Origin of the sequence: Nocardioides jiangxiensis (assembly GCF_030580915.1) — a bacterium.
Lineage (GTDB): Bacteria > Actinomycetota > Actinomycetes > Propionibacteriales > Nocardioidaceae > Nocardioides > Nocardioides jiangxiensis.
This window is the reverse complement of sequence record NZ_JAUQTA010000002.1, coordinates 20,415-47,098: the sequence shown is the minus strand read 5'-3', so window position 1 is coordinate 47,098 and position 26,684 is coordinate 20,415. Positions and strand designations below refer to the sequence as shown.

General features: G+C 70.5%; 31 protein-coding genes, 1 other RNA gene, 1 pseudogene and 1 riboswitch. Of the genes and pseudogenes, 7 read left to right on the top strand and 26 right to left on the bottom strand.

Annotation, left to right across the window (positions count from 1 at the left end; all coding sequences use genetic code 11):
* Window positions 1–10: 10 nt before the first annotated feature.
* The 8 genes and pseudogenes from Q5722_RS11545 to Q5722_RS11515 form a co-directional block, all read right to left on the bottom strand.
* Window positions 11–574: a 1-acyl-sn-glycerol-3-phosphate acyltransferase gene (locus Q5722_RS11545; RefSeq protein WP_305028422.1), complete on the bottom strand. Its 564-nt coding sequence runs from the start codon at window positions 572–574 to the stop codon at window positions 11–13.
* A 15-nt stretch (window positions 575–589) separates the two neighbouring features.
* Entirely contained in the window at window positions 590–1,279 is a 690-nt protein-coding gene (locus tag Q5722_RS14975; protein WP_439652499.1) for an ATP-binding cassette domain-containing protein, read from the bottom strand.
* Between the two features lie 399 nt (window positions 1,280–1,678).
* Window positions 1,679–2,158: pseudogene (locus Q5722_RS14970) on the bottom strand (ATP-binding cassette domain-containing protein); the annotation flags it as partial.
* Between the two features lie 79 nt (window positions 2,159–2,237).
* Window positions 2,238–2,879 (bottom strand): RdgB/HAM1 family non-canonical purine NTP pyrophosphatase, encoded by a 642-nt coding sequence (gene rdgB / locus Q5722_RS11535; RefSeq protein ID WP_305028420.1) that lies wholly within the window; start codon window positions 2,877–2,879, stop codon window positions 2,238–2,240.
* On the bottom strand, window positions 2,872–3,594 hold the full coding sequence (rph, locus tag Q5722_RS11530) for a ribonuclease PH (RefSeq protein ID WP_305028419.1): 723 nt from the start codon (window positions 3,592–3,594) through the stop codon (window positions 2,872–2,874). Before rph ends, rdgB begins: the two co-directional genes overlap by 8 nt.
* Window positions 3,595–3,625: 31 nt before the next feature.
* Window positions 3,626–4,483: an SGNH/GDSL hydrolase family protein gene (locus Q5722_RS11525; RefSeq protein WP_305028417.1), complete on the bottom strand. Its 858-nt coding sequence runs from the start codon at window positions 4,481–4,483 to the stop codon at window positions 3,626–3,628.
* A 70-nt stretch (window positions 4,484–4,553) separates the two neighbouring features.
* Complete coding sequence (locus Q5722_RS11520) at window positions 4,554–5,363, bottom strand: ABC-2 transporter permease (protein WP_305028416.1); 810 nt, start codon at window positions 5,361–5,363, stop codon at window positions 4,554–4,556.
* Window positions 5,360–6,262, bottom strand: a complete 903-nt coding sequence (locus Q5722_RS11515; protein ID WP_305028415.1) for an ABC transporter ATP-binding protein — start codon at window positions 6,260–6,262, stop codon at window positions 5,360–5,362. The genes Q5722_RS11520 and Q5722_RS11515 overlap by 4 nt, the downstream gene beginning before the upstream one ends.
* A gap of 132 nt (window positions 6,263–6,394) precedes the next feature.
* Here Q5722_RS11515 and Q5722_RS11510 point away from each other — a divergent pair, with 132 nt between their 5' ends.
* Together Q5722_RS11510 and Q5722_RS11505 are read left to right on the top strand one after the other, a co-directional pair.
* Window positions 6,395–7,543 (top strand): sensor histidine kinase, encoded by a 1,149-nt coding sequence (locus Q5722_RS11510; protein ID WP_305028414.1) that lies wholly within the window; start codon window positions 6,395–6,397, stop codon window positions 7,541–7,543.
* Entirely contained in the window at window positions 7,540–8,223 is a 684-nt protein-coding gene (locus tag Q5722_RS11505; RefSeq protein WP_305028413.1) for a response regulator, read from the top strand. Before Q5722_RS11510 ends, Q5722_RS11505 begins: the two co-directional genes overlap by 4 nt.
* A gap of 22 nt (window positions 8,224–8,245) precedes the next feature.
* Here the strand turns inward: Q5722_RS11505 and Q5722_RS11500 are convergent, their stop codons facing one another.
* The 8 genes from Q5722_RS11500 to Q5722_RS11465 form a co-directional block, all read right to left on the bottom strand.
* Window positions 8,246–8,665, bottom strand: a complete 420-nt coding sequence (locus Q5722_RS11500; RefSeq protein WP_305028412.1) for a cupin domain-containing protein — start codon at window positions 8,663–8,665, stop codon at window positions 8,246–8,248.
* Window positions 8,666–9,424, bottom strand: a complete 759-nt coding sequence (locus Q5722_RS11495) for an MBL fold metallo-hydrolase (protein WP_305028411.1) — start codon at window positions 9,422–9,424, stop codon at window positions 8,666–8,668.
* A gap of 71 nt (window positions 9,425–9,495) precedes the next feature.
* Complete coding sequence (locus Q5722_RS11490) at window positions 9,496–10,458, bottom strand: PLP-dependent cysteine synthase family protein (protein ID WP_305028410.1); 963 nt, start codon at window positions 10,456–10,458, stop codon at window positions 9,496–9,498.
* A gap of 43 nt (window positions 10,459–10,501) precedes the next feature.
* Window positions 10,502–10,783, bottom strand: a complete 282-nt coding sequence (locus Q5722_RS11485; RefSeq protein WP_305028409.1) for a MoaD/ThiS family protein — start codon at window positions 10,781–10,783, stop codon at window positions 10,502–10,504.
* Between the two features lie 3 nt (window positions 10,784–10,786).
* Complete coding sequence (locus tag Q5722_RS11480) at window positions 10,787–11,230, bottom strand: M67 family metallopeptidase (protein ID WP_305028408.1); 444 nt, start codon at window positions 11,228–11,230, stop codon at window positions 10,787–10,789.
* A gap of 79 nt (window positions 11,231–11,309) precedes the next feature.
* Window positions 11,310–11,897, bottom strand: a complete 588-nt coding sequence (locus tag Q5722_RS11475) for a DUF2017 domain-containing protein (RefSeq protein WP_305028407.1) — start codon at window positions 11,895–11,897, stop codon at window positions 11,310–11,312.
* Between the two features lie 7 nt (window positions 11,898–11,904).
* Window positions 11,905–12,195, bottom strand: a complete 291-nt coding sequence (gene clpS / locus Q5722_RS11470; protein WP_439652494.1) for an ATP-dependent Clp protease adapter ClpS — start codon at window positions 12,193–12,195, stop codon at window positions 11,905–11,907.
* Window positions 12,196–12,288: 93 nt separating this feature from the next.
* Complete coding sequence (locus tag Q5722_RS11465) at window positions 12,289–13,590, bottom strand: choice-of-anchor P family protein (RefSeq protein WP_305028406.1); 1,302 nt, start codon at window positions 13,588–13,590, stop codon at window positions 12,289–12,291.
* A gap of 140 nt (window positions 13,591–13,730) precedes the next feature.
* On the opposite strand from Q5722_RS11465, the gene nemA reads away from it, so the two are divergent.
* The 4 genes from nemA to Q5722_RS11445 all read left to right on the top strand — a co-directional run bounded on the left by nemA (window position 13,731) and on the right by Q5722_RS11445 (window position 17,283).
* Window positions 13,731–14,825: an N-ethylmaleimide reductase gene (gene nemA / locus Q5722_RS11460; RefSeq protein ID WP_305028405.1), complete on the top strand. Its 1,095-nt coding sequence runs from the start codon at window positions 13,731–13,733 to the stop codon at window positions 14,823–14,825.
* Between the two features lie 106 nt (window positions 14,826–14,931).
* Complete coding sequence (locus tag Q5722_RS11455; protein WP_305028404.1) at window positions 14,932–15,732, top strand: ABC transporter substrate-binding protein; 801 nt, start codon at window positions 14,932–14,934, stop codon at window positions 15,730–15,732.
* A 7-nt stretch (window positions 15,733–15,739) separates the two neighbouring features.
* Window positions 15,740–16,534: an amino acid ABC transporter permease gene (locus Q5722_RS11450; RefSeq protein WP_305028403.1), complete on the top strand. Its 795-nt coding sequence runs from the start codon at window positions 15,740–15,742 to the stop codon at window positions 16,532–16,534.
* Between the two features lie 5 nt (window positions 16,535–16,539).
* A complete protein-coding gene (locus tag Q5722_RS11445; protein WP_305028402.1) occupies window positions 16,540–17,283 on the top strand; it encodes an amino acid ABC transporter ATP-binding protein in 744 nt (247 codons plus the stop codon).
* A 65-nt stretch (window positions 17,284–17,348) separates the two neighbouring features.
* Here the strand turns inward: Q5722_RS11445 and Q5722_RS11440 are convergent, their stop codons facing one another.
* The 3 genes from Q5722_RS11440 to Q5722_RS11430 all read right to left on the bottom strand — a co-directional run bounded on the left by Q5722_RS11440 (window position 17,349) and on the right by Q5722_RS11430 (window position 20,114).
* Window positions 17,349–19,154 carry a DEAD/DEAH box helicase gene (locus Q5722_RS11440; protein WP_439652493.1) on the bottom strand — a complete coding sequence of 602 codons (1,806 nt, stop codon included), beginning with the start codon at window positions 19,152–19,154 and terminating at the stop codon, window positions 17,349–17,351.
* On the bottom strand, window positions 19,151–19,408 hold the full coding sequence (locus tag Q5722_RS11435; RefSeq protein WP_305028401.1) for a DUF3039 domain-containing protein: 258 nt from the start codon (window positions 19,406–19,408) through the stop codon (window positions 19,151–19,153). Before Q5722_RS11435 ends, Q5722_RS11440 begins: the two co-directional genes overlap by 4 nt.
* Before the next feature lie 157 nt (window positions 19,409–19,565).
* Window positions 19,566–20,114 carry a hypothetical protein gene (locus Q5722_RS11430; protein ID WP_305028400.1) on the bottom strand — a complete coding sequence of 183 codons (549 nt, stop codon included), beginning with the start codon at window positions 20,112–20,114 and terminating at the stop codon, window positions 19,566–19,568.
* A gap of 132 nt (window positions 20,115–20,246) precedes the next feature.
* Between Q5722_RS11430 and Q5722_RS11425 the strand changes: the two genes are divergently transcribed.
* Window positions 20,247–20,963, top strand: coding sequence for a TetR/AcrR family transcriptional regulator (locus Q5722_RS11425; RefSeq protein ID WP_305028399.1), 717 nt, complete (start codon window positions 20,247–20,249; stop codon window positions 20,961–20,963).
* Here Q5722_RS11425 and Q5722_RS11420 read toward each other — a convergent pair.
* The 7 genes from Q5722_RS11420 to Q5722_RS11390 all read right to left on the bottom strand — a co-directional run bounded on the left by Q5722_RS11420 (window position 20,950) and on the right by Q5722_RS11390 (window position 26,652).
* Window positions 20,950–21,948 carry a DUF3048 domain-containing protein gene (locus Q5722_RS11420; protein ID WP_305028398.1) on the bottom strand — a complete coding sequence of 333 codons (999 nt, stop codon included), beginning with the start codon at window positions 21,946–21,948 and terminating at the stop codon, window positions 20,950–20,952. The two genes, Q5722_RS11425 and Q5722_RS11420, sit on opposite strands and share 14 nt — an antisense overlap.
* A 120-nt stretch (window positions 21,949–22,068) precedes the next feature.
* Window positions 22,069–22,557, bottom strand: a complete 489-nt coding sequence (locus Q5722_RS11415; RefSeq protein ID WP_305028397.1) for a C40 family peptidase — start codon at window positions 22,555–22,557, stop codon at window positions 22,069–22,071.
* Window positions 22,558–22,560: 3 nt separating this feature from the next.
* Window positions 22,561–22,708, bottom strand: a riboswitch (cyclic di-AMP (ydaO/yuaA leader).
* 202 nt (window positions 22,709–22,910) lie between these two features.
* The gene (locus tag Q5722_RS11410; protein ID WP_305028396.1) at window positions 22,911–23,663 is read right to left on the bottom strand and encodes an SDR family NAD(P)-dependent oxidoreductase; all 753 of its coding nucleotides are present in this window, start codon (window positions 23,661–23,663) and stop codon (window positions 22,911–22,913) included.
* Between the two features lie 77 nt (window positions 23,664–23,740).
* Entirely contained in the window at window positions 23,741–24,145 is a 405-nt protein-coding gene (locus tag Q5722_RS11405) for an HIT family protein (protein WP_305028395.1), read from the bottom strand.
* Between the two features lie 233 nt (window positions 24,146–24,378).
* Window positions 24,379–24,751: a transfer-messenger RNA gene (ssrA, locus tag Q5722_RS11400) on the bottom strand.
* Window positions 24,752–24,841: 90 nt separating this feature from the next.
* Complete coding sequence (gene smpB, locus Q5722_RS11395) at window positions 24,842–25,321, bottom strand: SsrA-binding protein SmpB (RefSeq protein WP_305028394.1); 480 nt, start codon at window positions 25,319–25,321, stop codon at window positions 24,842–24,844.
* A 47-nt stretch (window positions 25,322–25,368) separates the two neighbouring features.
* On the bottom strand, window positions 25,369–26,652 hold the full coding sequence (locus tag Q5722_RS11390; RefSeq protein WP_305028393.1) for a M23 family metallopeptidase: 1,284 nt from the start codon (window positions 26,650–26,652) through the stop codon (window positions 25,369–25,371).
* Between the last annotated feature and the right edge of the window lie 32 nt (window positions 26,653–26,684).

Sequence of the window (26,684 nt, the reverse complement as noted above, 5' to 3'; positions counted from 1 at the left end):
CGGCCGGCTGTCAGCCCTGCGACTCCTCACGGAGCCGCGGCTCGGTGCGGTTCTCCGGCCGGAAGCCGCGCTTGTCGGCGTAGAAGGCGCGCACCACGTCCATGTCGGCGACGACGTCCCCGGACGGGACGAACGTCGACCCCATCCCCATCGTGCGCGTGGGGCCGTCGACGAAGCCCATCGAGACCGGGAGCCCGGTCTGCTGCGCGATCCGCAGGAAGCCCGGCTTCCAGAACTCCCCCTTCGACCGGGTCCCCTCGGCCGCGATGCAGAGCAGGAACGAGTCGTCGGCCCCGGCCAGCATCGCGCGGATCGCGTCGCCCGGGTTGGCCCGGTCGAGCGGGATGCCGCCCAGGGCTCGCAGCACCGGGCCGAGCGGGCCTCGGAAGAAGGACTCCTTCACCAGCACCTGGGGCTGGACGCCACTGCTCCACGCGATGGCGAGCATCGCGATGAAGTCCCAGTTGGAGGTGTGCGGGGCGCCGACGAGGATGCCGCGCTGCGGCACGCTCCCGACGAGCTTCCAGCGGGTGACCCGGAGCAGCGTGCGGGCGAGACGGGTGCGGAGGAACAACGGGGACTCCCGGGGTCAGAGGAGGGACACGCGGCCGGCCTCGACCTGCCAGCGCTCGTCGAGACGGACGTTGTCGAGCAGCCGACGGTCGTGGGTGACCAGCAGCAGGGCCCCGTCGTAGGCGTCCAGGGCCTCCTCGAGCTGCTCGATGGCGGGCAGGTCGAGGTGGTTGGTCGGCTCGTCGAGCACGAGGAGGTTCACGCCCCGCGCCTGCAGCAGCGCCATCGCGGCCCGTGTCCGCTCCCCCGCCGAGAGCCGGCCGACCAGCGACTCGACCTGCGCGGCCTTGAGACCGAACTTGGCCAGCAGGGTGCGGATGTCCGCGGGCGTCATCTCCGGCAGGACCGCCTCGACGGCGGCTCCGAGCGGACGGGACTCGTCGAGGCCGCTACGGGCCTGGTCGATCTCGCCGACGGCGACACTCGCTCCCCGTGATGCCGTCCCCGTCGTCGGCGCGAGCCGACCCAGCAGCAGCTGGAGCAACGTCGACTTGCCCGCACCGTTGGGGCCCACGATGCCGATCCGGTCGCGGGCGTTGACCTGGAGCGAGACCGGTCCCAGCGTGTAGTCGCCGAAGGAGATCGCTGCGTCGTTGAGGGTCGCGACCACGGCCGACGAGCGCGGCGCAGCCGCGATGGAGAACTGGAGCTGCCACTCCTTGCGCGGCTCCTCGACCTCCTCGAGGCGCGCGATCCGCGACTCCATCTGGCGCACCTTCTGCGCCTGCTTCTCCGACGACTCCGACTGCGCCTTGCGCCGGACCTTGTCGTTGTCGGGACTCTTCTTCATCGCGTTGCGGACGCCCTGCGAGCTCCACTCGCGCTGCACCCGCGCCCGGGCCACGAGGTCGGCCTTCTTGTCGGCGAACTCCTCGTACGCCTCACGCGCGTGCCTCCGCGCGATGGCCCGCTCCTCGAGGAACGCGTCGTAGCCGCCGTCGTAGACGGCGACCTTGTGCTGCGCGAGGTCGAGCTCCACGATGCGGGTGACGCAGCGGGCGAGGAACTCACGGTCGTGCGAGACGAGTACGACGCCCTGCCGCAGCCCCGTCACGAACCCCTCGAGCCGCTCGAGTCCGGCCAGGTCGAGGTCGTTGGTCGGCTCGTCGAGGAGGACGACGTCGAAGCGGCTCAGCAGCAGCGCGGCCAGCGCCGCGCGGGCGGCCTGCCCGCCCGAGAGCGAGGTCATCAGGGCATCGGCGCTCACCTCGAGCCCGAGCTCGGCCAGCACCGCGGGCACGCGGTCCTCGAGGTCGGGCGCGCCGGTGGCGATCCAGTGGTCGAAGGCGGCGGCGTAGGCGTCGTCGGCGCCGGGCTCGCCGGATCCGAGTGCCTCGGCGGTGGCCTCCATCGCGGCGGTCGCCTGGGCGCACCCGGTGCGGCGCGCGAGGTAGGCCAGGACGGTCTCGCCCTCGAGCCGCTCGTGCTCCTGCGGCAGCCATCCGACGAACGCGTCGTTGGGCGCGGTCGAGACGGTGCCGCCGAGCGGCTCGTCGACGCCGGCGAGGAGCCGGAGGAGCGTCGACTTGCCCGCCCCGTTGGCACCGACGACGCCGACGACGTCACCCGGCGCGACCGTCAGGGAGAGCCCCTCGAAGAGCGTGCGGTGGGCGTGACCGCCTGCGAGGTCCTTGACGACGAGGGTGGCGCTCACAGCACCGACTTCACAGGCCGGCCAGCACGTCGACGACGAGGGGCGCGATCGCCCGCAGGGCGTGGCCGCGGTGCGAGATCGCGTCCTTCTCCTCCGGGGTCAGCTCGGCCGAGGTCACGTCGTGGCCGTCCGGCACGAAGAGCACGTCGTAGCCGAAGCCACCCGTGCCACTCAGCGACCGCGCGACGCGACCGTGCATCTCGCCGGTGACGACCTCCTCGGCCACTCCCCCGTCGCCGACCGGGTAGGCGAAGGCGAGGGCGCACGCGAAGTGGGCACCGCGACGCTCGTCGGGCACGTCGGCGAGCTGGTCGAGGAGGAGGGCGTTGTTGCGCTCGTCCGACTTCGGCTGCCCGGACCACCGGGCCGACAGCACGCCGGGCATCCCGTTGAGCGCGTCCACGCAGATGCCCGAGTCGTCGGCGAGCGACGGCAGGCCGGTGGCCAGCACGCCGGCACGGGCCTTCACCAGGGCGTTGCCCTCGAAGGTCGGTGCGTCCTCCACCGGCTCGTCGTAGGGAGCGACGTCGTCGAGCCCGAGCACCTCGATGCCCGCGACGAGCGGCGCGAGGATGCGCCGCAGCTCGCCGAGCTTCTTGGCGTTGCGGGTGGCCAGGAAGACCTGGGGAGCCGCGTCGACGGGGTCAGGCACCGAGCGCGGCCTTCTGCAGCGCGGTGAGGTCGGCACAGCCCTTCTCGCCGAGGGCGAGCAGCGCATCGAGCTCCGCGCGGTCGAAGGCGACGCCCTCGGCCGTGCCCTGCACCTCGACGAACCTGCCGTCACCGGTCATCACGATGTTCATGTCGGTCTCGGCGCGGACGTCCTCCTCGTAGGGGAGGTCGAGGCGCGGCACGCCGTCGATGATCCCGACCGAGACGGCGGCGACGGAGCCGGTCAGCGCCTTCTCGACACCGAGCGCCCGGACCGCGTCGGCCAGCGCGACGTAGGCACCGGTGATCGCGGCCGTGCGGGTGCCACCGTCGGCCTGCAGGACATCGCAGTCGAGGTTGATCGTGTTCTCGCCGAGCGCCTGGTAGTCGATGACCGCGCGCAGCGACCGGCCGATCAGGCGGGAGATCTCGTGGGTGCGGCCGCCCACGCGACCCTTCGTCGACTCACGGTCGGAGCGGGTGTGGGTGGAGCCCGGGAGCATCGCGTACTCCGCCGTCACCCAGCCGAGGCCGGAGCCCTTGCGCCACCGCGGCACGCCCTCGGAGGCCGAGGCGACGCACAGGACGCGGGTCTTGCCGAACTCGACGAGCACCGAGCCCGCCGGGTGGTCCAGCCAGTTGCGCGTGATCGTGATGTCGCGGAGCTGGTCGTCGGCCCTGCCGTCGGCGCGTCCCCCGGAAAGCTCAGAAGTCATGGCGCTGACCCTACCGAGCGCCGCTGACAGCTCAGGACGCGACGGCCTCGTCGAGCGCCGCTCCGACCAGCACCCCGCGGCGTACGGCGGGAAGGCGGGGTGCGGCCAGGCGCGCAGGGAGGACCGGACGCTGCGCGAGCCCCCGTGCCTCGGTCATCGCCAGCCGCGCCGCCCAGGGGCCGAGGTCCCTCGCCCGGCGGCCGAACCACGGCACGCCCTCGGTGACCATCCACTGCAGGTCGGTGCGCCAGTTCGGCACATAGCCGCCGGACCGGTCACCGCCGGGCAGCGGATGCGCCAGGCCGAGCTCGTTCAGGCCCGCGCCGAAGCACCGCGCGAGCGAGCGGTGGCCGAGCTCGGAGGGGTGCAGGCGGTCGATGGACCAGAACGCGCGCTCGAAGACCTCGGGCTGCTCGGCGAGGTCGACCCGGATGCCGCCGTAGGTCGCGTGGATCTCGTCGTAGACCTCGTTGAGGAAGGCGATCCGGGCGTAGAGCGGCCGGCGCAGCACAGCGGGCAGCCCGAAGACCCGCCCGTGGTCGTGGAAGCGCACCGTCAGGAGGACGGCACCGGCGCCGTGCAGCGCGTCGGCCGTCTCGAGCAGCTCACGCCGGATCCGCTCCCGGTGCCAGGTCGAGCGCATCGTGTCGTTGATGCCCACGATCAGCGAGGCGATGTCGGGCTGGTGGGCAAGCGCCTCGGGCAGCTGCCGGTGGCGTACGTCGGCCACGACCGCCCCGCTGACGGCGAGGTTGCAGAAGGAGATGTCGTGGGTCTCGCCGAGGGCGTCGGCGAGGATCCGGGCCCACCCCCGCCAGCCGGTCGGGACGGCGTCACCGACGCCGTGGGTCACCGAGTCACCGAGTGCTGCGAAGCGCACGTACCCCATGCCGCCAGCGTGGCGGCACGGGGTACGTGGCGGAGAGGTACGGGTGGCGCGTCGCGCAACCCTGGATGAACTACTTCACCTCGGCGCGGAGAACGCGGCGCAGGCCCAGCGCGAGCGGCAGGAAGAACCACAGCAGGCTCGAGACCCCGAGCTGGGCCCACTGCTCACCGGTGATGCCACCCTGCATGAGCGGACCCTGTGCGTTGCTGAAGTCGATCCAGGGCCGGATGTCCCCGAACCAGCCGATCAGGCTCGCACCGAGCTCGAAGAGGCCCGGCAGCACGAAGGAGTAGACGAAGTAGAGGACGATCGCACCGGCGGTGTTGAGCAGCAGCGCACCGAAGGCGAAGCCCGTGGCGAGGCCGAGCACGTGCAGCAGCATGAAGGCGGCGGCGTCGCCCAGGCTCAGGTCCCAGCCCGCGTCGTACCCGACGAGTGCGCTCGACACGAACGTGGCGAGCGCGCCGAGCGCCAGGCCGATGACGACCGCGGCGACAGCGAGGATCAGCGTGTTGGCGAACTTCGCCGCGACCAGGCGTCCCCGGTGCGGGGTCAGCGTGAACGTCGTGAGCGCGGTGCGCTGCCCCCACTCGCTGGTCACCGACATGATGCCGAGCACGGGGAGGAAGACACCCATCGGGATGTTGGCCCCGGCGGCGAACGAACGGTAGGTCAGGTCCAGGTCCTGGCTGGCACCCACGGCCGTCTGGATCACCATCACCAGGGCGGTGATGACCGCGGTCGCCACCAGCACCCAGAACCCGGCGCTGGTGTCGACCATCTTGCGGAGCTCGACCCGGACCAGGCGGCTGAACGGGACCGGTCGGGTGGCGGAGATGTCGAGGACGCCGGCGGCGGTCCCGTCGAGAACGGCGCTCATGCCAGCGCTCCTTCCGTGGCGTCGCGCTGGGTGTCGGCGGTCAGCTCGAGGAAGAGGTCCTCGAGGCCACCGTCAGCGGGACGGAGTTCGATGAGGGTGATCTGGCGCTCGGCGGCGAGCTTGCCGACGACGAGCGCCTCGGTGTCGGCACGGTGGCCGTCACCGACCGGCGTGACGGCGACCCCGTGCTCGGCCAGGGCTGCCAGCAGCTCCTCGGTCTCCGCGGCCCGGACGAACGTGCCGGTCCGGCTCAGCAGCGACTCGGGGGTGCCCTGGGCCACGATCCTGCCGCGGCCGATCATCACGATGTCGTCGGCGATCAGCTGGACCTCGTTGAGGAGGTGGCTGGAGAGGAGCACCGTGCCGCCGCGCTCGGCGTACGACTTGAGGAGGCCGCGCATCCACCGGATGCCCGCCGGGTCGAGGCCGTTCGCGGGCTCGTCGAGGATCAGGATCTGCGGATCGCCGAGGAGGGCGTTGGCGAGACCGAGGCGCTGTCGCATGCCCAGGGAGTAGTTGCGCACCTTGCGCTTCGCCTCCTCCGGGGTGAGGCCGACCAGCGCCAGCATCTCGTCGACCCGCGTGTCCGGGAGGCCCATCGTCCGCGCGGCGAGCGTGAGGACCTCACGGCCCGTGCGGCCCGCGTGCTGGGCGGTCGCGTCGAGGAGGACGCCGACGTGCAGCCCGGGGTTCGGGATGTCGGCGTACCGGTGGCCGCCGATGGTCACGCTGCCGCTCGTGGGAGCGCTGAGGCCCACCATGATCCGCATCGTGGTGGTCTTTCCGGCACCGTTGGGACCGAGGAAGCCGGTCACGCGGCCCGGTCGGGCCACGAAGCTGACGTCATCGACGGCCGTGTAGGCGCCGTACGTCCTGGTGAGGTTCTCAACCTTGATCATGCAAGCAAGCGTGCCGTCCCGGAGGGCGGGCGACATCGACCCGAGGTCGCGACATCGCCCCTACCAAAGTCGTCGCACGTCTACGTCCCGGGTCTGGTCCGGTGGCGCGGCCGGCTCCCCTAGCCTGAGCGTGTGCCGGTCGACTTCCCCTCACCGCCGCTGACGCGGCGCTCCCACGTGTGGCGCTACGTCCTGTGCCTGGTCATCTCGGCGATCGGCTGGGGCAGTGTCTTCGGCAACCAGTGGGACCACCACCGCGGCCTGTGGTGGCTCGACCTCGGGGTCGGGTCGGTCGCCTACGTGGCTGTCGCGTTCCGGCGCCGCAGTCCCCTCTCCACTGCGCTCCTGCTCAACGCGGCAGCCGCCGTGTCGGGCCTCGCCGCCGGACCGGCCGTGCTCGCCGCGGTCTCCCTCGCCTCCCGGCGCGTCTATCGCGAGATCGCGCTCGTCGGTCTGGTCAGCTTCAGCGCCGGGATCGCCTTCACCAAGATCGAGCCGCAGCAGCACCAGGACACCTGGTGGCTCGACATCGTCGTCAACCTCGTCGCGACGACCGCCATCCTCGGCTGGGGCCTCTACATCGGCTCCCGCCGCGAGCTGCTGGCGCGTCTCCGGGCCGAGGTCGCGCAGGCCGCAGCCGAGCAGGAGCGTCGCGCCGACCAGGCTCGCGGCGCGGAGCGTTCCCGCATCGCACGCGAGATGCACGACGTCCTCGCCCACCGGATCTCGCAGATCTCGATGCGGGCCAATGCGGTGATGTTCCGCGAGGACCTCACCGCCGAGCAGCTGCGCGAGCAGGTCGGCGTGATCCAGGCCAACGCCAACGAGGCCCTCGCCGACCTGCGGTCCGTGCTCGGCGTCCTGCGCGACCCCGCCAGCGGCGCGCCGCTCGACCGGCCCCAGCCCACCTTCGGCGACCTGGCCTCGCTGGTGGCCGACGAGGCCGCCAACGGAGCGAGCGTCACGCTGGAGACCGATGTCGAGGGTGACGTCCCCGAGCTGGCAGGGCGCACGGCGTACCGGATCGTGCAGGAGGCACTGACCAACTCCCGCAAGCACGCGCCGGGCGCCTCCGTGAAGGTCTCCGTCTCCGGCAACCCGCACGACGGACTGACCCTGGTGATCCGCAACCCCCTCGGCTTCGCCTCCTCCGGTACGCCGGGGGCCGGACTCGGCCTGGTGGGCCTGCGTGAGCGGGCGGAGCTCGCGGGCGGCAGACTGGACGCCGGCAGGGAGATGTCGTCGTGGGTGATCCGGGGGTGGGTTCCGTGGGAGAAGTGAGCGGTCAGACGATCCGCGTGGCGCTGGTCGACGACGATGCGCTGGTGCGGTCGGCGCTCGGCCTGATGATCGGCGGGCAGCCGGACATCGAGCTCGTCGGCGAGGCCAGCAACGGCGAGGAGGCGCTCGCCCTGTGCCACTCCACCACGCCCGACGTCGTGCTCATGGACATCCGCATGCCGGTGATGGACGGTCTGGAGGCGACCCGCCGGCTCCACGCGAGGCCCGCGCCGCCACGCGTCATCGTGCTGACCACGTTCGACGCCGACGAGTACGTCACCACCGCCGTCGCCGCCGGTGCGGACGGCTTCCTGCTCAAGGACACGCCGCCCGCCGAGATCGTCACTGCCATCCGGCAGGTGGCGGCGGGCGACCCGATGCTCTCGCCGTCCGCGACGGCATCGCTGATCCGGCAGATCCGCACGGAGGCCTCCGACAGCTCGGCGCATCCGGCCGAGGCCCGGGCGGACGCCGCCCTGGCCCGGCTCGCCTCCCTCACCGAGCGCGAGCGCGAGGTCGCCCTCGCGGTCGGCCGTGGCCTCTCCAACGCGGAGATCGCCAAGGAGCTCTTCCTCTCGGTGCCCACCGTGAAGGCCCACGTCGGCAGGCTCTTCGACAAGCTCGGCACCACCAACCGCGTGCAGATCGCCATCTGCGTCCACGACGCCGGCCTGATCTGACCACTCAGGCCAGCCCGACCGCTCAGGCCAGCTCGAAGTCGGCGAAGTCGAAGCCGGGCGAGACCAGGCAGCTCACCAGCGCGTCGGCCTCTCCCGGGACGGTGCGCTGCCACACGCCGGCAGGCACCAGCACCTGGGTCCGCTGGCCGGCGGAGACGTCCACCCCCACGGCGTACGACGCCTCGGTCGCGGGCCGCTGACCGGCGCCACCGAGCTCCAGCCCCACGACACCGGTGTGGGCGATCCACAGCTCGTCGGAGCCGACCCGGTGCCACGCCGAGCTCTCACCCGCCGGGAGCAGGAAGTGGATCAACGTCGCGGTGGCGCGCACGCGCCCGTCGGGCAGCGTCACGGAGACGGGCGAGCGCCACGTCTCGCGGTACCAGCCGCCTTCGGGGTGCGGCTGGAGCTCCAGCTCGCGCGCCAGGCGAGGGACGGTCACTCAGACCTCGTAGACCGCGCCCTTGGCGGCCAGGTGCAGCGGACCGGACCAGAGCTCGGCGGCCTCGGTCATCGCGTGGCTGCTGTCGTGCCAGGCGGGCACGTGGGTCAGCACGAGCGCCTCGACACCGGCCTTGAGGGCGACCTCGGCGGCCTGCCGGCCGGTCATGTGGATGCCCGGCGGGTTGTCGTCGCACTCCCGGAAGGCGGCCTCGGCCAGGAAGAGGTCGGCGCCGCGCGCGGCCTCGACGAGGGAGTCGCAGACGTCGGTGTCACCGCTGTAGACCAGGGCCCGGCCATCGGCCTCGACCCGGAGCGCGAAGGCCTCCACGGGGTGGTAGACGGGGGTCGCGGTCACGGTGAACGGACCGAAGGAGACCGGACCGTCGTAGGTCCGGAAGTCGAACTCCTCGTTCATCCCCGGGTCCTCGTCCAGGTCGTAGGCCTTGGCCATGCGGCGGTCGGTGTCGGACGGACCCCAGCACGGGATCCGGGGCGCGGGACCGGTCGGGTGGTACTTGCGCAGCACGTAGTAGCCACACAGGTCGAGGCAGTGGTCGGCGTGCAGGTGGCTGACGAAGATGCCGTCGATGGCGAGCGGGTCAGCGTGGTTGTGCAGCTCGCCGAGCGCACCACTGCCGAGGTCCAGGAGGATGCGCCACGTGCGGCCGTCCTGGTCGTCTGCCTCGACCAGGTAGCAGCTCGCGGGAGCCTCAGGACCCGGGTAGGACCCCGAGCAGCCGATCACCGTCACCTTCACGGGAGTACACGTTACGGCTTGGCCACGCCTGCGCGCCGCAACTTGCGAGCCGCGTCACCCAGAGACGGGCATCACGCCCAGAGCTGGCCCTCGAGGCGGTCCTCCGCCTCGTCGACGGTGCCCTCGTAGGCGCCGGTCGACAGGTACTTCCAGCCACCGTCGGCGACGACGAACGCGATGTCGGCCTTCTCCCCGGCCTTGACCGCCTTCGCGGCCTGGCCGAGCGCGGCGTGCAGGATCGCGCCGGTGGAGATGCCGGCGAAGATGCCCTCCATCTCGAGCAGCTCGCGCACGCGGCGTACGGCGTCACGCGGGCCGACCGAGAAGCGGCTGTCGATCAGCGAGGCGTCGTACAGCTCGGGGACGAAGCCCTCGTCGAGGTTGCGCAGGCCGTAGACGAGCTCGCCGTAGCGGGGCTCCGCGGCGACGATGCGCACGTCGGGCTTGGCCTTGCGGAAGAAGCGGGAGACACCCATCAGGGTGCCGGTGGTGCCGAGGCCGGCCACGAAGTGCGTGATGGACGGCAGGTCCTCGAGGAGCTCCGGGCCCGTGCCGAGCTCGTGCGCGAGTGCGTTGGCGTCGTTGCCGTACTGGTAGAGCATCACCCAGTCCGGGTGCTCGTCGGCCATGCGCTTGGCGACGCGGACGGCCTCGTTGGAGCCACCCGCGGCCGGGGAGGAGTGGATCTCCGCACCCCACATGCGCAGGATCTGACGCCGCTCCTCGGAGGTGTTCTCCGGCATCACGAAGACGGTGCGGTAGCCCTTGAGCTTCGCGGCCATCGCGATCGAGATGCCGGTGTTGCCCGAGGTCGGCTCCAGGATCGTGCAGCCCGGGCGGAGCAGGCCGGACTTCTCGGCCTCCTCGATCATCTTCAGGGCCGGACGGTCCTTGATCGAGCCCGTCGGGTTGCGGTCCTCGAGCTTGGCCCAGATCCGGACGTCGTCTCCACCGCCGACCATCGCGGTCAGGCGCGGCAGCCCCACGAGCGGGGTGTTGCCGACGGAGGCGAGCAGGTTGTCGTAGCGGGCCATGACTCGATTATCCCGGTCTCAGGTGCGCGGAGACGAGGCAGTCTCAGCGAGCGCCGCCGGCGACGGCCGGCAGGACGACGACCTGGTCGCCGTCGGAGAGCTCGGCGTCGAGGCCGCCGATGAAGCGGACGTCCTCGTCGTTGATGTAGACGTTGACGAAGCGGCGCAGCTCGCCGGACTCCTCGATGAGGCGGCCCTTGATGCCGGCGTGGCGGGTCTCCAGGTCGTCGATCAGCGCGAGCAGCGTGGCGCCCTCGGCCGGCACGGCCTTCTCGCCGCCGGTGTACGTGCGCAGGATGGTGGGGATGCGGACCTCGATGGCCATGGCTCAACGCTCCTCGGTGCTGGAAAGCTGCGGGACGACGGTGACCTCTTCCTCGGTCACCTCGCCGTCGATGATGCGGTACGACCTGAACTCCACCGGGCCCTCGTTATTCCCGTGCTCACGCGTGCTGACCAGCACGTAGTGGGCGTTGGGCTCGCTGGCCAGGCCGATGTCGGTGCGGCTGGGGTACGCCTCCGTCGCGGTGTGCGAGTGGTAGACGATGACCGGCTCCTCGTCGTTCGCCCACATCTCCTTGTAGAGAGCGAGCAGCTCGGTGGAGTCGAACTCGTAGAACGTCGGGCTGCCGGCGGCGTTGATCATCTCGATGAAGCGCTCCGGGCGGTCGCTGCCCTCAGGGCCGGCGACGATGCCGCAGCACTCGTCCGGGTGGTCCCGCTTGGCGTGCGCGACGATCGCGTCGTACGTCGCCTGGTCGATGGTCAACACAAGTCCACAGCCTAGGTGAGAACGGCACTGGGGGCCGCATCGGGCGGGTGCCGCCTGCGTCACCCCGTGACCGCGCCGGTCAGCCGCCCAGCGCCCCGACCAGCGTCTCCTGCAGGTAGCCGACCCACTCGTAGATGTCGTGGGCCTGGCTGGCGGGGTCGTCGTCCGGGAGTGCCGCCCAGCGCTCCTCGTCACCTTCCTCGACGCCGAGGCGGGTGGCGAGGGCGAGGCGGATGTCGGTGAAGGTCTTCAGCCAGGTCACCGCCTCGCCGGTGTCGAGCTCGACATCGATGTGGACGGCGTCGTCGACGTCGTCCTCGGGGAGGCCGGCCTCCTCCAGCGCGTCGATGACGGCAGCCGCCCCGCGGGCCTTGCCGTCGCGCAGCGTGCCCTCGGTGAAGCGACGGAACTCGGCCGCCGCGTCGTCGTCCCCCGGGTACGCCGTGGGGAAGAGGCGCTGCAGCACCGGGTCCTCCGGCGCGGTGGTCGGCCCGGAGAAGTCGAAGAGGGCCGCCAGCGGGTCCTCGTGCTCCACGGGCGCCGCGACCTCGCTGTGCAGCAGCTCGATGAGCTGGGAGGCCAGCGAGCGGAGCAGGTCGGCCTCGAACCCGGTGAACTCGGCGATCGCACGCCCGGACTTCCGGTGTCGGTGGAAGCCCTCGGTCACGGCGTCCTCACTGCTTCTCCATCGTTGCCCACAGGCCGTACTCGTGCATGGCCTGCACGTCGCGCTCCATCTCCTCGCGCGTGCCGGAGGAGACGACGGAGCGGCCCTCCTCGTGGACCTGCATCATCAGCTTCTCCGCCTCGGCCTTCGCGTAGCCGAAGTAGGTCTGGAAGACGTAGGAGACGTAGGACATGAGGTTGACCGGGTCGTTCCAGACGACGGTCACCCAGGGCTTGCTGAGGAACGTGATCTCGTCGGGGACCGTCTCGGACCCGACCTCGGGGCTTGCGGTCGACACGCCTCCATCGTTCCACAGGGCAGCTTCGCGACCGGAGACGCCACTGCCCCCGCGCCGCGTGGGCACGGGGGCAGTGGTGAGGCTGGGCGGGGGTCAGCCGGCGGTGCCCACCCACGCGTCGGCGGACGCGACCGTGATGTGGCTGCCGACCGGCAGGCCGAGGCCGGCACCGACGACCTTCACGTCGAGCGCGTTGACGGTGATGCCCGTCGTCGTGCGGATCTGCTGGTTGACCGTCACCGTGACCAGGCCGAGGACGCTGACGGTGGTGTTGGGGGCGACGTCGACCGGGATGGCCTTGCCGCCGATGACCAGGTTGACGAGCGTCGACTGGCCGGTCTTGACCGCCGGGTAGCCGGACTTCTTCGACGACTGCGCGACGGCCTTGACGGCGTCAGCCCGGACCAGTCCACCGAGCAGGTTGACGGCCGTCACGTTCGAGGTGACCGTCGAACGCGAGTACGACGCCGTGCGCGAGCCGTTCACGGTGTTGGCGAGCGTACCGGTGTTGAGGATCGTGCTGAGGTGGACACCGACGGTGCTGTTGGTGACGTTCTTGCCCGCGGTGCCGCCGGCCGGCATGGCCTGGGCTGCGGTCGGACCCGAGGTCACCTTGAGGACGCCGTCGACGACGGCAGCGACGCGGGTCGAGTAGCCGAGGCCCCCGACCGCCGCACCGAGCTGCGTCGTCGGCAGGGTCGCCGCGGCAGCGGTCGGCGCCACGTCGATGACCGTGCCGGCCCCGTAGGCGCCGACAGCACTGAGAAGCGTCACCTCGATGCCCGCGGAGACCTGCCGGGCGGCGTTGTCGGAGAGCTGGGTCGCGACGCTCTTGTTGAGAACGACCTTGGCCACGCCCGGCACGTCGACCGTGAAGTTCTTCGGGATGCTCAGCGGCAGCGTCGTACCGGCGACGGCGAGGCCGAGGAAGTTCGGGGTGCTGGACGGGGTCGCGATGCCGTTGACCACGGAGACGCGGCTCGTGCTCTGGACCGCGGTCGCCTTGACCAGGCCGTTGAGCAGGTCGACGCCCGCGACGGAGGCGGTGGAGGTGATCCGCTTGCCGCCGGTGATCGCCGTGGTGGCGACCTTGGAGGAGACGACGCCCGTGGTGAGGAGGCCCGGCACCACGACGCTGGCGGTCGAGTTGGAGGAGGTCTTGCCCGTGTACGGCGTCGTGAGGCCGGACGGGGCCGTCGCACCGGAGGAGACCGTGCCGTTGAGCAGGGTGACCTTCGTGCCGGCTGCGGAGCCGACGAGGGTCTGGTTGGTGACGGCAGCCTGAGCCGGGGTCGCGGGCAGCAGGAGGGCTGCCGAGGCGACGGCAGAGGCGAGGAGCGCGACGGCGCCGCCGCGGGCGGCGGTGCGGCGCGAACCGAGGAGGGTGGAGGCCATGGAGGTACTGACTACTTTCGTGTTCCGAGAGTCTGGACACCTGTCAAACGCTCGACCACGCGGGCCATGACGCGGTTCTGGTTGAAATATCAATCCCATGGGCGGGAATGCCGCCGCCCCCAGCCGCGGTTGGCTCCGACGTGACCAGCCGACTCTTCCAGCCCCTGACCGTCGGAGCCGTCGAGCTCCCCCACCGCGTGATCATGGCGCCGCTGACCCGGATGCGCGCGACGCAGCCGGGCGACGTGCCCAACGCGCTCATGGCGGAGTACTACACGCAGCGCGCGGGCGCCGGCCTCCTGATCACGGAGGGCACGCAGATCTCCCCGCAGGGCAAGGGGTACGCCGACACCCCGGGCATCTACTCCCCCGAGCAGGTCGCCGGATGGCGCGCCATCACCGAGGCCGTCCACGCCGCGGGCGGTCGTATCGCGCCGCAGCTGTGGCACACCGGCCGGGTGTCGCACGAGTCCTTCCACGACGGCGCGCTGCCGGTCTCCGCAAGTGCCATCCCGTTCCGCAACCGCACCTCGCTGAAGGACGCGGACGGCAACGTCTACCGCGCCGACTGCCCGACGCCGCACGAGCTGACGGTCGAGGAGATCAAGGCCGTGGTCGAGGACTACCGTCGCGCCTCCGCCAACGCCCGCGAGGCCGGCTTCGACCTGGCCGAGATCCACGGTGCCCACGGCTACCTGCTCCACCAGTTCCTCGCCGCCGACAGCAACCAGCGCACCGACGAGTACGGCGGCTCGCTGGAGAACCGCGCCCGCCTCATGCTGGAGGTCCTCGACGCCGTCATCGACGCCTGGGACGCGGACCACGTCGGCATCCGCATCTCCCCCATCGGCTCGTTCAACGGCACCTCGGACCCGGAGGGCGCCGAGGCCGGCCTCTACGTCGCGGCCGAGTTCGCCAAGCGGGGCATCGCGTTCCTGCACCTGTCCGAGCCGGACTGGGCCGGTGGGCCCGAGCTCACCGAGGAGTACCGCAAGCAGCTGCGTGCGGCGTTCCCGGGCGTGATCATCGGTGCCGGTGCCTACGACGTCGCCAAGGCCGAGCGCCTGATCGAGGCGGGCCTGATCGACGCCGCCGCGTTCGGTCGTGCGTACATCGCCAACCCCGACCTCGACGTCCGCCTGCGCACGGGCGCCCCGCTCAACGAGGTCGTCCAGGCGACCGTGTACGGCGGCGGCGCCGCGGGCTACACGGACTACCCGGCCCTCACCGACTGAGCCGGCTGGCCGCGGCGGCGCGCGGTCCACAGAATCTGGGGTCCCAGACAGTTCCGCAACACATCCGGCATTCGATTGTGATCTGCAATCCCCTAGTGTGCCGAGCATGACCTCCCGGATCCTGACCACCGCCGCCGCCGCGACCCTGGCCCTCGGCCTCGCCGCGTGCGGTTCCGACAAGGGCAACGACAAGGCCGACGGCGCCCTCGACACCATCACGGCGGGCACGCTGACCGTCTGCTCGGACGTCCCCTACCCGCCGTTCGAGGACTTCGACAAGACGACGCCGACGGGCTTCAAGGGCTTCGACATCGACATCGTCACGGCCGTCGCCAAGGAGCTGAAGCTCAAGCTCGTCGTCAAGGACTCCGACTTCAACGCCCTCCAGAGTGGCCTCGCGCTCAACTCCAGGCAGTGCGACCTCGCCGCCTCCGCGATGACGATCACCCCTGTCCGCGAGAAGAAGATCGGCTTCAGCGAGGGCTACTACGACTCCGAGCAGTCGCTGCTCGTCCCGGCCGGGTCGTCGATCAAGTCGATCGACGACCTGAAGGGCAAGTCGGTTGCCGTCCAGAAGGGCACGACCGGTGAGACCTACGCGAACAAGAACGCCACGGGCGCCAAGGTGACCTCGTTCCCGAGCGACGCGCAGATGTACGCCGCGATCAAGGCCGGTCAGGTCGACGCGATCCTGCAGGACCTCCCGGTCAACCTGGACCACCAGAAGGACCCGAAGCAGCCCGGCAAGTTCACCGTCGTCGAGACCTACAAGACCGACGAGACCTATGGCCTGGCCATGAAGAAGTCGAACACCGACCTGATCAAGGCTGTCGACGACGCCCTGGCCACGCTGCACTCGAGCGGCGACTACCAGAAGATCTACGACTCCTACTTCGCCACCAAGTGATCGCCTGATGCCAGCCCTCACCCGACGGCAGCGACGGGCGGCGACACACCTCGGTGTGTACGCCGTCCTCGCGCTGCTGGTCCTCCTCCTCGTGCTCAAGGCCGACTGGGAGGCACTCAAGCTCAACTTCGCCGACGGCGACACCTGGCGCGGCCAGTGGCCCGACATCTTCCTGATCGGCGCGAAGAACACGCTCTTCTACACCGTCATCGCCTTCGCGGGCGGTCTCGCACTGGCGCTCGTGCTCGCCCTCATGAAGATGTCGAGCGTGCTCGGCCTCCGGTGGATCGCGATCGCATGGATCGAGTTCTTCCGCGGGCTGCCGGCGCTCGTCGTGATCCTGTTCATGGCGTTCGGCGTACCGCTCGCGTTCGACTGGAACGCCCCGGGCGGCACCATCGGCGCAGGGCTCATCGGGCTCGTCTTCGTGGCCTCGGCGTACATGGCGGAGACGCTGCGCGCGGGCATCCAGGCCGTGCCGAAGGGCCAGACCGAAGCCGCCCGGTCGCTGGGCATGTCCTCGTACCGGACGACGACGTCGATCGTCCTCCCGCAGGCCCTGCGCGTCGTCATCCCGCCGCTGACCAACGAGGGCGTCCTGCTCCTCAAGGACACCTCCCTCCTCGCGTTCGTCGGCGCGCAGGCGTCACAGGTCGACCTGACCGCCTACGGCCAGCAGGGCATCATCGAGTACGCGAACTCTGCGCCCCTGCTGGCGATCGCGCTGGTCTACCTGGCGATCTCACTCCCCCTGACCCAGCTGGTCGCCGCCCTCGAGCGTCGCCAGCAGCGAGCCCGGTGACTGACATGACGACCACCCAGAGCCGCGCCATCGAGGTGCGCGAGCTGCACAAGTCCTTCGGCCAGAACGAGGTGCTCAAGGGCATCGACTTCCACGTCGACAACGGCCAGGTGGTCTGCGTGATCGGGCCGTCGGGTTCGGGCAAGTCGACCCTGCTGCGCTGCGTGAACCGTCTGGAGGAGCCGACCTCGGGCCGGATCCTCGTCGAGGGCATCGACATCACGGACCCCGAGACCGACCTGGATGCCGTGCGCAGCCGGATCGGCATGGTCTTCCAGCAGTTCAACCTCTTCCCGCACATGAGCGTGCTGAAGAACCTCACCATCGCGCAGAAGCGGGTGAAGAAGCGCAGCACCGCCGAGGCGGTGGAGATCGCCCGGCGCAACCTCGCGAAGGTCGGCCTGGCCAACCGCGAGGACGCCTACCCCGCGCACCTCTCCGGCGGCCAGCAGCAGCGGGTCGCGATCGCGCGTGCCCTGTCGATGGACCCCGACATGATGCTCTTCGACGAGCCGACCAGCGCGCTGGACCCGGAGCTCGTCGGCGACGTCCTCGCGGTCATGAAGGACCTCGCGTCGGAGGGCATGACGATGATGGTCGTGACCCACGAGATGGGCTTCGCCCGCGAGGTCGGCGACAAGCTGGTCTTCATGGACGGCGGCGTCATCGTCGAGGAGGGCGACCCGCGCGAGGTGCTCGGCAACCCGCAGCACGAGCGCACCCAGGCGTTCCTCTCCAAGGTGCTCTGACCCACGCACGACGCACGAACGCCGCCTCCCCGACGTCAGGGAGGCGGCGTTCGTCGTTGTCGAGGTCAGCGTCCGCTGATCGCCCACTCGCGGATCTTGTCGATGCGGCCCTGGAGCTGGTCGACCGTCGCGACCGCGGACGGCGGGCCGCCGCACTCCTTGCGGAGCGCGTTGTGCGTCACGCCGTGCGGCTGGCCGGTGCGGTGGTACCAGGCGGCGACGAGGCCGTTCAGCTCCCGGCGCAGCACGCCGAGGCGCTCGTGCGTGACCGCGCGGTCCTCCTCGGACGTCGGGTCGGCGGCGCGCTCCTGCTTCTGCTTCCTGGCCCGCTCGGACTGACGCTGGTGCAGCAGGTCGCGCACCTGGTCGGGCTCGAGCAGGCCGGGGATGCCGAGGAAGTCCATCTCCTCGTCGGAGCCGACGTGCACCTCTCCCGAGTGCCCGAACTCGCCGCCGTCGTACAGGACGCGGTCGAAGGTGGCCTCCGAGCCGAGCGCCTCGAAGTTGCCGAGCAGGTCGTCCGAGGCGCCCTCGGCCGCGTTGGCCTGGTCGATCAGGCCCTGCTCCGCAGCGAAGATGTCGCCGTCGTCGTTGACCTTGCGTCCGAGCACGTGGTCACGCTGGACCTCGAGCTCGGCGGCAAGCCCGAGCAGGTTGGGCACCGAGGGCAGGAAGACCGACGCGGTCTCGCCGCGCTTGCGGGCGCGCACGAAGCGGCCGACGGCCTGGGCGAAGAAGAGGGGCGTCGAGGTGTTGGTCGCCCAGACGCCGACGGCGAGACGCGGAACGTCGACGCCCTCGGAGACCATGCGGACCGCGACCATCCAGCGCTGGTCGCCCTCGGAGAAGCCGGAGATCTTCTTCGAGGCACCCTTCTCGTCGGAGAGGACGACGACCGGGGACTCCCCCGTGATCGCGCGCAGGAGCTTGGCGTAGGCCCGTGCGGAGTCCTGGTCGGAGGCGATGACGAGGCCGCCCGCGTCCGGGACGTGGCGGCGTACCTCGGTGAGGCGCTTGTCGGCGGCCTCGAGGACCGCCGGCATCCACGAGCCGCTCGGGTCGAGCGCGGTACGCAGCGCCTGCTGGTGCATGTCCTTGGTCAGCGGCTCGCCGAGGCGGGCGGTGATCTCGTCACCGGCGCGCGTGCGCCACTGCATCTCGCCCGAGTAGGCCATGAAGAGCACCGGGCGGACGACGTGGTCGGCGAGCGCGTGCGCATAGCCGTAGGTGTAGTCGGCCTTGGACTGCGGGATGCCGTCCTCGTTGGGCTCGTAGCTCACGAACGGGATCGGGTTCACGTCGGAGCGGAACGGCGTGCCGGTCAGCGCGAGCCGACGCGTCGCCGGGTCGAACGCCTCGCGGACGCCCTCGCCCCAGCTCAGTGCGTCTCCGGCGTGGTGCACCTCGTCGAGGATGACCAGGGTCTTGAAGCGCTCGGTGCGGATCCGCATGGCCAGCGGGTTCACCGCGACTCCGGCGTAGGTGACCGCGATGCCCAGGAACTCCTGGGAGGTCTTGCCCTGCCCGGCGGAGTACGTCGGGTCGATCGGGATGCCCGCACGCGCCGCGGCCTCGGCCCACTGCACCTTGAGGTGCTCGGTCGGCGCCACGATGGTGACCCGGTCGACGACGCGACGACCGAGCAGCTCGGCCGCCACGGTCAGCGCGAACGTCGTCTTGCCGGCTCCCGGGGTGGCGACGGCGAGGAAGTCGCGGGGCTGCTCGTCGAGGTACTTCCGCATCGCCGCTGCCTGCCAGGCACGCAGCGAGGTCGCGGTGCCCCACGCGGCACGGTCCGGCCACGCCGGCGTCAGCGCGCCGGGAGCCTGGGGAACCGTGTCGAACAGGTCAGCCTCGGGCTGACCGCTCAAGAGTCGTCCCCGTCGTGCTCGATCGACTCCCAGATCTCCTTGCACTCCGGGCAGACCGGGAACTTCTCCGGGGCGCGGCTGGGGACCCACACCTTGCCGCACAGGGCGACGACCGGCGTCCCCAGGACCATCGCCTCGGTCAGCTTCTCCTTGGGGACGAAGTGGCTGAACCGCTCGTGGTCGCCGTCCTCGACCGACAGCGTCTCGCGGTCTTCGACGACGTCGAGCTGGGTGAATCCGATGGGCGTGCTCACGAGACGATCCTATGCGAGGTGAGGAGAACCTCCGACCAGCGTCGGGGGCGGAAATGACGATCCCCGGGGGCCGGCGCGGTGGGAGGGAATGTGACTGGGAGGGTCACGGGGAGGGATGCGCCAGCACCCGGGGTACGTCAGCTCAGCGGGCCTGCCGTCAGGCGATGGCAGCGGTCCGGGACCGCGTGTTGGCCTTGATCCGTGCGAGCAGCGACGGCGCAGCCTCGCGCTGCGGTGCGTTCGCGCCGATCACGAAGCCCTCGCGGGCCTTCGCCTCGACGGCCGCACCGACACGGGCGCCGTGCTCCTCCAGCTGGTAGGCCGAGATCTTGCCGGAGTTGAGGGCGAGCAGCTCGCGCTCCTTCTCCAGCATCCGCTCCATGGCGGCCACGGTCTCCTCGTCGGCGTCGGCGAGGGCCTTGTCGAGGACCAGGCGGATGCCAGGGTTCTCGTCCGCGGCGTCGCGCCAGGCCTCGATGGTCGCTGCCTCGAGGTCGAGGGGCTGGTCCTTGGCGAGACGCTCGATGTGACCCGACAGGCGGGTGTGCCAGCGCAGCGACAGCGCACCGATCAGGTCAAGCTCGTCGCTGAAGGTCTGCTCGACGCCGGTGACGTACATCGGCAGCTCGCCGTCGCGTCGGGCGTCGGCTTCCTTGATCACGGCGTGGAGCACGTCCCCACGACGGTGAAAAGCTTCCCAGTTCATGGACAGCTCCTTTCACTCATCCACATACCGTTGGTACGTAATGACCGTACGTGGCATACCGGCGGTATGCCAAACGCCCACGCGGTGACTCTGGACACTTGTCCAGTGATGGCGCTCACTTAGACTTCGGCCGTGAGCAGAACAGCAGGCGGTGGACGGTCCAAGATCTCCCTTCCGGGCGTCTCGACCGTGGCCGGCGTCACGGGCATCAGCCGCCGCCAGCAGTACTCCGCCGCCACGCGCCGCGCCCTCCTCCGGGCAGCAGAGCAGCTCTTCGCCGTCCGCGGGTACGCCGCCACCTCGCTCGACGCGATCGTCTCCGAGGCGAAGGTGACCAAGGGCGCGCTCTATCACCACTTCTCCGGCAAGCAGGGCATCTTCGAGGCCGTCCTCTCCGACCTCGAGGACCAGGCCGCGCGCAGCATCACCCGGGCCATGAAGGGCGCGAAGGACCCGTGGGACCAGGCACGTGCCGGTCTCACGGCGTTCCTGGAGGTGCTGCGCGAGCCGGCCTACAGCCGCCTGGTCGTCCACGAGGCACCGACGGTGCTCGGCCCGCAGCGGTTCGCCGAGCAGCAGGAGCGATCGACGTTCGCGGTCGTCCGCGACGTCGTCTCGGGGGTCCTGAGCGGCGACGCGCTGGGCGTCGACTCCCAGATGCAGGAGACCTTCTCGCGAATCTTCTTCGGTGCGCTGGCAGCGGCCGGTGATGCCATCGTCGAGAGCACCGACCCCTCCGCCGCCACCCAGCGGGTGGAGGCGGCGTTCGGGATCCTGCTCGACGGCATGCGGTCGCTCGTCGGCACGACGGATCGTGCCGACGGCGACGAGGCGGTCAGCGGAAGCTGACGCTGCCCCCGCTGCTCGGCACCAGGTGAAGCCAGGTGCGACCGGCGGGCACCTTGAACTGCGCACCCGACTTGGTCACGAACGTGACCGTGTCACCGACCTTCGGCTTCTTCCACGTCACGCGCACGGCCTTGCCGTCGTGGAAGATGATCGCCTGGCCCTTGCCCTCGAAGTGCGAGACCGGCACCGGGTTGCCGGCCGGGTCCAGGTACGGCGCCAGCGAGGTCCTCACCATGCAGGTGATGACGGTGTCGGCCTTGAAGACGTCGCCGTCGGGCATGTAGCCGTTCTGCAGCACGTACTTGTGGCCCATGAGCTGCCAGTGCGCCGTACGGGCAGCCGACATCCGCGCGTCGATCGCCGTGGCCGGCTTGCCGCCCGCCATGCCCTTCGCGTCCCCGAAGGGCAGGTAGTCGACCGGACGCGCGGGGTGCTTCTGCTGGGCGGCGAGCTTCTGCAGGTTGGCCACGACACTGTGCAGGTAGTCGTGCGAGCCGTCGTAGTCGCGCACGACCGCCGGGTTGCTCATGTCGGCGAACTTCACACCGGCCTCACGCAGCCCGTTGAGCGTGGGCACGGCGGCGCCCGACGTCACGATCTCGGCACCCAGCGGCTTCGCCACACCGATGTCGGTCAGGCGCATCGAGCGGACCGGGCCGACCTTCGTCGGCAGCTGCGACTGGAAGAACGCCGCGAGGCGCGTGATGCCGCCCTCGACGAGCTCCTCGACGACCATGTCGGCCTTGCCGAGCCCGTACTGCGGGGCGCTTGCGCCGGTGTTGTCGATCTTCACGATGTAGGCAGGCGACTCGGGCGAGCGGCCGTCCGGGACACGGAGGCCGGTCAGCGGCCAGGTCTCGGGCTGGGCAGCGGGCGCACTGCTGGAGGGCTTGTCGCTCGAGCCGGTGTCACCGTTGCCGGTCGACCCTCCACAGCCGGCGAGGACGACGCTCGCGGCGAGGGTGGCGGCAACGGACAGGCGCATGCGGCGCACGGGAATCTCCGATCGGTGGTGGCAGATCTCCTCAAAGTCTGAGGGCGCACCTCCGCACGACGGCGGAGGCGCGCCCTCAGACCCCGAGATCCAGGACTTCGCGACGATACGTCAGCGAAGGGTGCCGGCGTACCAGTCGGAGGTCCACGGCGCGCGGATGCGCACGTGGTCGCCCGACTTGGGCGCGTCGATCATGCGGCGGTGGCCGTCCTTCCAGCCGACGAAGATCGCGACGTGGTAGACGTGGCCGCCCGAGCTGAAGAACATCAGGTCGCCGGGCTTCATGTTGGACTTGCTGATGCGGCGCGTGGCGCCGGCCTGGGCGCCCGAGGAGCGCGGCACGGAGATGCCCGCCTTGCGCATCGAGTAGTAGACCAGGCCCGAGCAGTCGAAGCGACCGGGGCCGGCCGAGCCGTAGCTGTACGGGTCGCCCTGCTGGTGCTTGGCGATGGTGAGTCCGTTGAGGATCTTCGCCGAGCGCGTGAGCGCGGCGTCGGCCTTCGGGGCGGTCGAGACGGTGGTGGCGACCAGGCCGAGGCACAGGGCGAGCATGACGAACGGCAGCACGACGAGGCTGCGCATGCGGGAGATCGCAGGCATGAGTGTGTTCCTTTCCCACGCCTGTGAGGTGAGCTGTCGGGTTAGAGCTGGAAAGTGCTCCGCCACCTAGGTGGCTTCACCCCGAGCGGTCCGGAGACCGCGTGGAACCTGTGGGTCCCCCACTCCTGCCCAGATCTGTCGAGATCGGGGAACGCTCCGGCCGGGCAGGACTCGGCGATTGCCGGAGCGCAGGTATTCGGTTGTTGGGCCACGACCGTACGGACCGGGCCGCCGAAAGGCCACTCGAGACCCCTACTTTGGTATGTGATCCACCTCGCGTGACGCACGCGACCCGGCCCGACGAGGTCGGGCCGGGTCGCATATGTGCAGGTCAGACCTGCTTTTCGGGCCGCTCAGTGGATGGCGGCGCCGCCGCAGACGTTCAGCGTCTGCCCTGTGATGTACGACGCCTCGTCGCTGCAGAGGAACGCCGCGGCAGCCGCGATGTCCTCCGGCTGGCCCACCCGGCCGACCGGGTTGTGGTCGGCGTTGAGCTTGAAGAACTCCTCCGGCTCCATGCCCAGACGACGGGCCGTCGCCTCCGTCATCTCGGTGACGATGAAGCCGGGCGCGATGGCGTTGACGTTGATCCCGAACTTGCCGAGCTCCTTGCCGAGGGTCTTGGTGAAGCCCTGGACGCCGGCCTTGGCTGCCGAGTAGTTGGCCTGGCCGCGGTTGCCGTAGGCGCTGATCGAGGAGAGGTTGAGGATCTTGCCGTAGCGCTGAGCGGTGAAGATCTTCTGCGCCGTCTGGGCCATCAGGAACGCGCCCTTCAGGTGCACGTTCATGACCAGGTCCCAGTCCGTGTCGGTCATCTTGAAGAGCAGGTTGTCGCGAGTGATGCCGGCGTTGTTGACCAGCACGTGCAGCCCGCCGAGCTCGGCGACCGTGCGCTCGACCGCCGCCTCGACCGCGGCGCGGTCGGCGACGTCGCAGCCGATGCCGATCGCCTTCGGCAGCTTGGCCGCCGCCGCGGCGGCGTCCTCCTCGTTGAGGTCCACGATCGCGACCGCGGCACCCTCGTCGGCGAAGCGCTGCGCCATCGCGAAACCGAGACCGCGCGCGGCACCGGTCACCAGCACGACGCGTCCGTCGTAACGACCCATGTTTCCTCCAAGTCCGTCGGCCCGCCGTCGTGGTCGGGCACCGCCAGCCACCTTAGGCCGTGTCTCCACCGTGCGGGTCAGAGCACCGAGCGAAGCCTCTCCGCGTACGCCGCGGGCTCGCCGTCGGCGTACGGTCGCCGGGGCCAGAAGAAGCCCCGCAACCCGTCGCCCTTCGTGCGCGGCACGACGTGGCAGTGCAGGTGTGGCACCGACTGGGAGACCGTGTTGTTCATGGCGACGAAGCTGCCCTGGGCGCCGAGCCCGGCGACCATCGCCGTGGCGAGCCTCTGCGCGGCCGCGAGGAACGGGTCGCGGAGCTCCGCCGGCAGGTCGGGAAGCGTGACGTGGTGCTCCTTCGGCACCAGCAGGACGTGCCCCTTGAAGACGGGCCTCCGGTCGAGGAACGCAAGCAGGGCCTCGGTCTCGAGCACGACCTCCGCCGGGGTCTCCCCTGCCACGATGGAACAGAACACGCAGTCCATGTCCCGACCGTAACCGGCGCGGAGACCTGCCGGCAGGCCGGCGCCCGGACGGGCAGGATGTCGTCGATGGACCGCGGGGCGTCGACCGGCACCGGGGCAGGCGCCACGTCTCCGCGACAGGCCAGCGGCGAGCAGGAGCGGCCCGCGCAGCGCCACGAACAGGTGAGAGCACGGAAATCGACGATGGCCGGCTCCCGAGGGAGCCGGCCATCGCATGCCAAGAGGGCTGTCACACGTGGAGCTGCGGGGAATCGAACCCCGGTCCTCGAGCGTCGATCCAGGTCTTCTACGGGCGTAGTCCGCGGTGTGCGCTTTTCTCGGCCCCGGCGCTGGCACGGACACGTGCGCCGACAGGCTCAGTCAGGATTGAGTCCCGATCAACCCTCCCGACAGAGGTTGATCAGCAAGTCCTCTAGATGAGGCCAGGGTCCGGGACGAGGACGGATGCCCGGTCTGACCCTTCGATTGCTACTCAGGCAGCAAGAGCGAAGTCGTTGCGCTTAGCGTTGGCAACTATTGGTTTGCAGCGATCGTTAACGAGATAACGCTGCCTTCTCGACCCGCTTCCCCTGGAACTAACGTCCCAAGTCGAAACCGATCAGCCCCTCTTGATTTTTCAAACTGCGCTCACAGTCTAGTGGGCACAACCCGGTGCCTCGACCGGTTATTCCTCGTCGAGCACGCCGCGGAGACCGGTCAGTCCTTGTAGCCCTTCAGCCGCCGCTGGACGGCCTGCTCCTTCTCGCGGTTGGCCTGCTTCTCGGCGAGCGTGTGGCGCTTGTCGTAGGCCTTCTTGCCGCGCGCGAGCGCGATCTCGACCTTGGCGCGGCCGTCCTTGAAGTAGAGCTGGAGAGGCACCAGCGTGTAGCCCTTGTCGCCCAGCTTCCGCTCGATCCTGGTGATCTCCGACCGGTTCAGGAGCAGCTTGCGGCGGCGCCGGGCGGCATGGTTGGTCCAGGTCCCGTTGAGGTACTCGGGGATGTGGACGTGGAGGAGGAAGACCTCGCCGTTCTCGATCTCCGCGAAGCCGTCGACCAGGGAGGCACGCCCCTGACGCAGCGACTTCACCTCGGTCCCCATCAGCACCATGCCCGCCTCCCACGTCTCGTCGATGTGGTAGTCGTGCCGCGCCTTCTTGTTCTGCGCGATGGGCTTGGTGCCCTGTTCCCTGGCCATTCAGCCATTCTCTCAGGGCAGGCGAGCGGTTTTCGAAGCGACCCGGGTCAGAGCCACTTCATCGGGTCGACGTCGACGCCGTTCTCCTTGACCGTCCAGTGCAGGTGGCAGCCGGTCGCCCAGCCGGTGTCGCCGACGTAGCCGATGGTCTGGCCGCGCTTGACGTGCTGCCCGACGCCGACGATGTAGCGCGAGGCGTGGCTGTAGCTCGTGGAGAGGCCGACACCCCCATGGACGCCCAGGTCGATGAACATGTAGTTGCCCGAGGGGTCCCAGTCGCCGCCGCCGCGGGCGACGACCACGCCGTCGGCCGGCGCACGCAGCGGCTGGCCGCAGCCGACACCGAAGTCGATGCCGTTGTGGAACATGCGGGTGTGCCAGATCGGGTGGATGCGCCAGCCGAAGGGCGAGGTGATCGGGCCACTGGCGGGCGCGGAGAGGTAGCCGGGCCCATCGGCGTAGTTGCCGCCGTGCTTGCGGATCTCGGCCGCCGCACGCTGCTTGAGGAGGGCCGCGATGTGGTCCTCCTTCGCCTTCAGGTGGGCCAGGGCGGCGCGGTCGGCAGCCTTGGCCTTCGCCGCCTGGTGCTGGATGGCCGCACGCTCGTCGACCAGGGACTGCACGTGGGCGGTCTCCGACGCGGCCTTCTTCTCCAGCGCCTCCTTGTCGACGAGGTTGGCCGCGGCGGCAGCCCGGCTGGCCGCTACCTGGGCCTTGCGTGCCTCGACCTGCGCCTCACGCGCGGCGAGCTCCTGCTCGGCGTTCTCGAGGGCGGAGAGCACAGCGTCCTCGCGGTCGCCGTAGGACTCGTTGAAGGCCATCGCTCGCGTCATGTCGCCCGGGTCACCGGCCCCGGCGACAGCCGCGAAGCCGAGCAGGCGCGGGTCGCCCTGCTCGTAGACGGAGGTCACGAACGCCGCGATGTCGTCCTTCTGGTGGGCGACCTTCTGCCGGCCCTCCTCGAGGTCGTGCTGCGCCACCCGGAGGTTGTGGACCGCCTCGTCGAGGGCGTCCTGCATCTTCTGGTCGCGCAGCCGCGCCTCGTGGAGCGCCGCCTGGGTCGCGTGCAGCCGGACCTTCGCCGTGTGCAGCGAGGCCTCGGCGCGGTGCAGGGCGGCGGTCGCCCGGGCAGCCGTCGCGCTCGAGTCCTCGAGGTCGGACTCGGCGCGGGAGACCTGGTGGTGGACCTGCTTCTGCTTGTCCTTCAGGTCGTCCTCGGCGGACGCGAGCGGGGTCGAGAGGGCCATCACGGCCACGGACGCGAGCGCGAGCGCGCCCAGGCGGCGATGGGTGACGTCGGGACGGTTGGCAAAGGGGAAGGGGCCAGCCACGGGTGAAACCTTCGTTCGGGGAAGAGAACAGT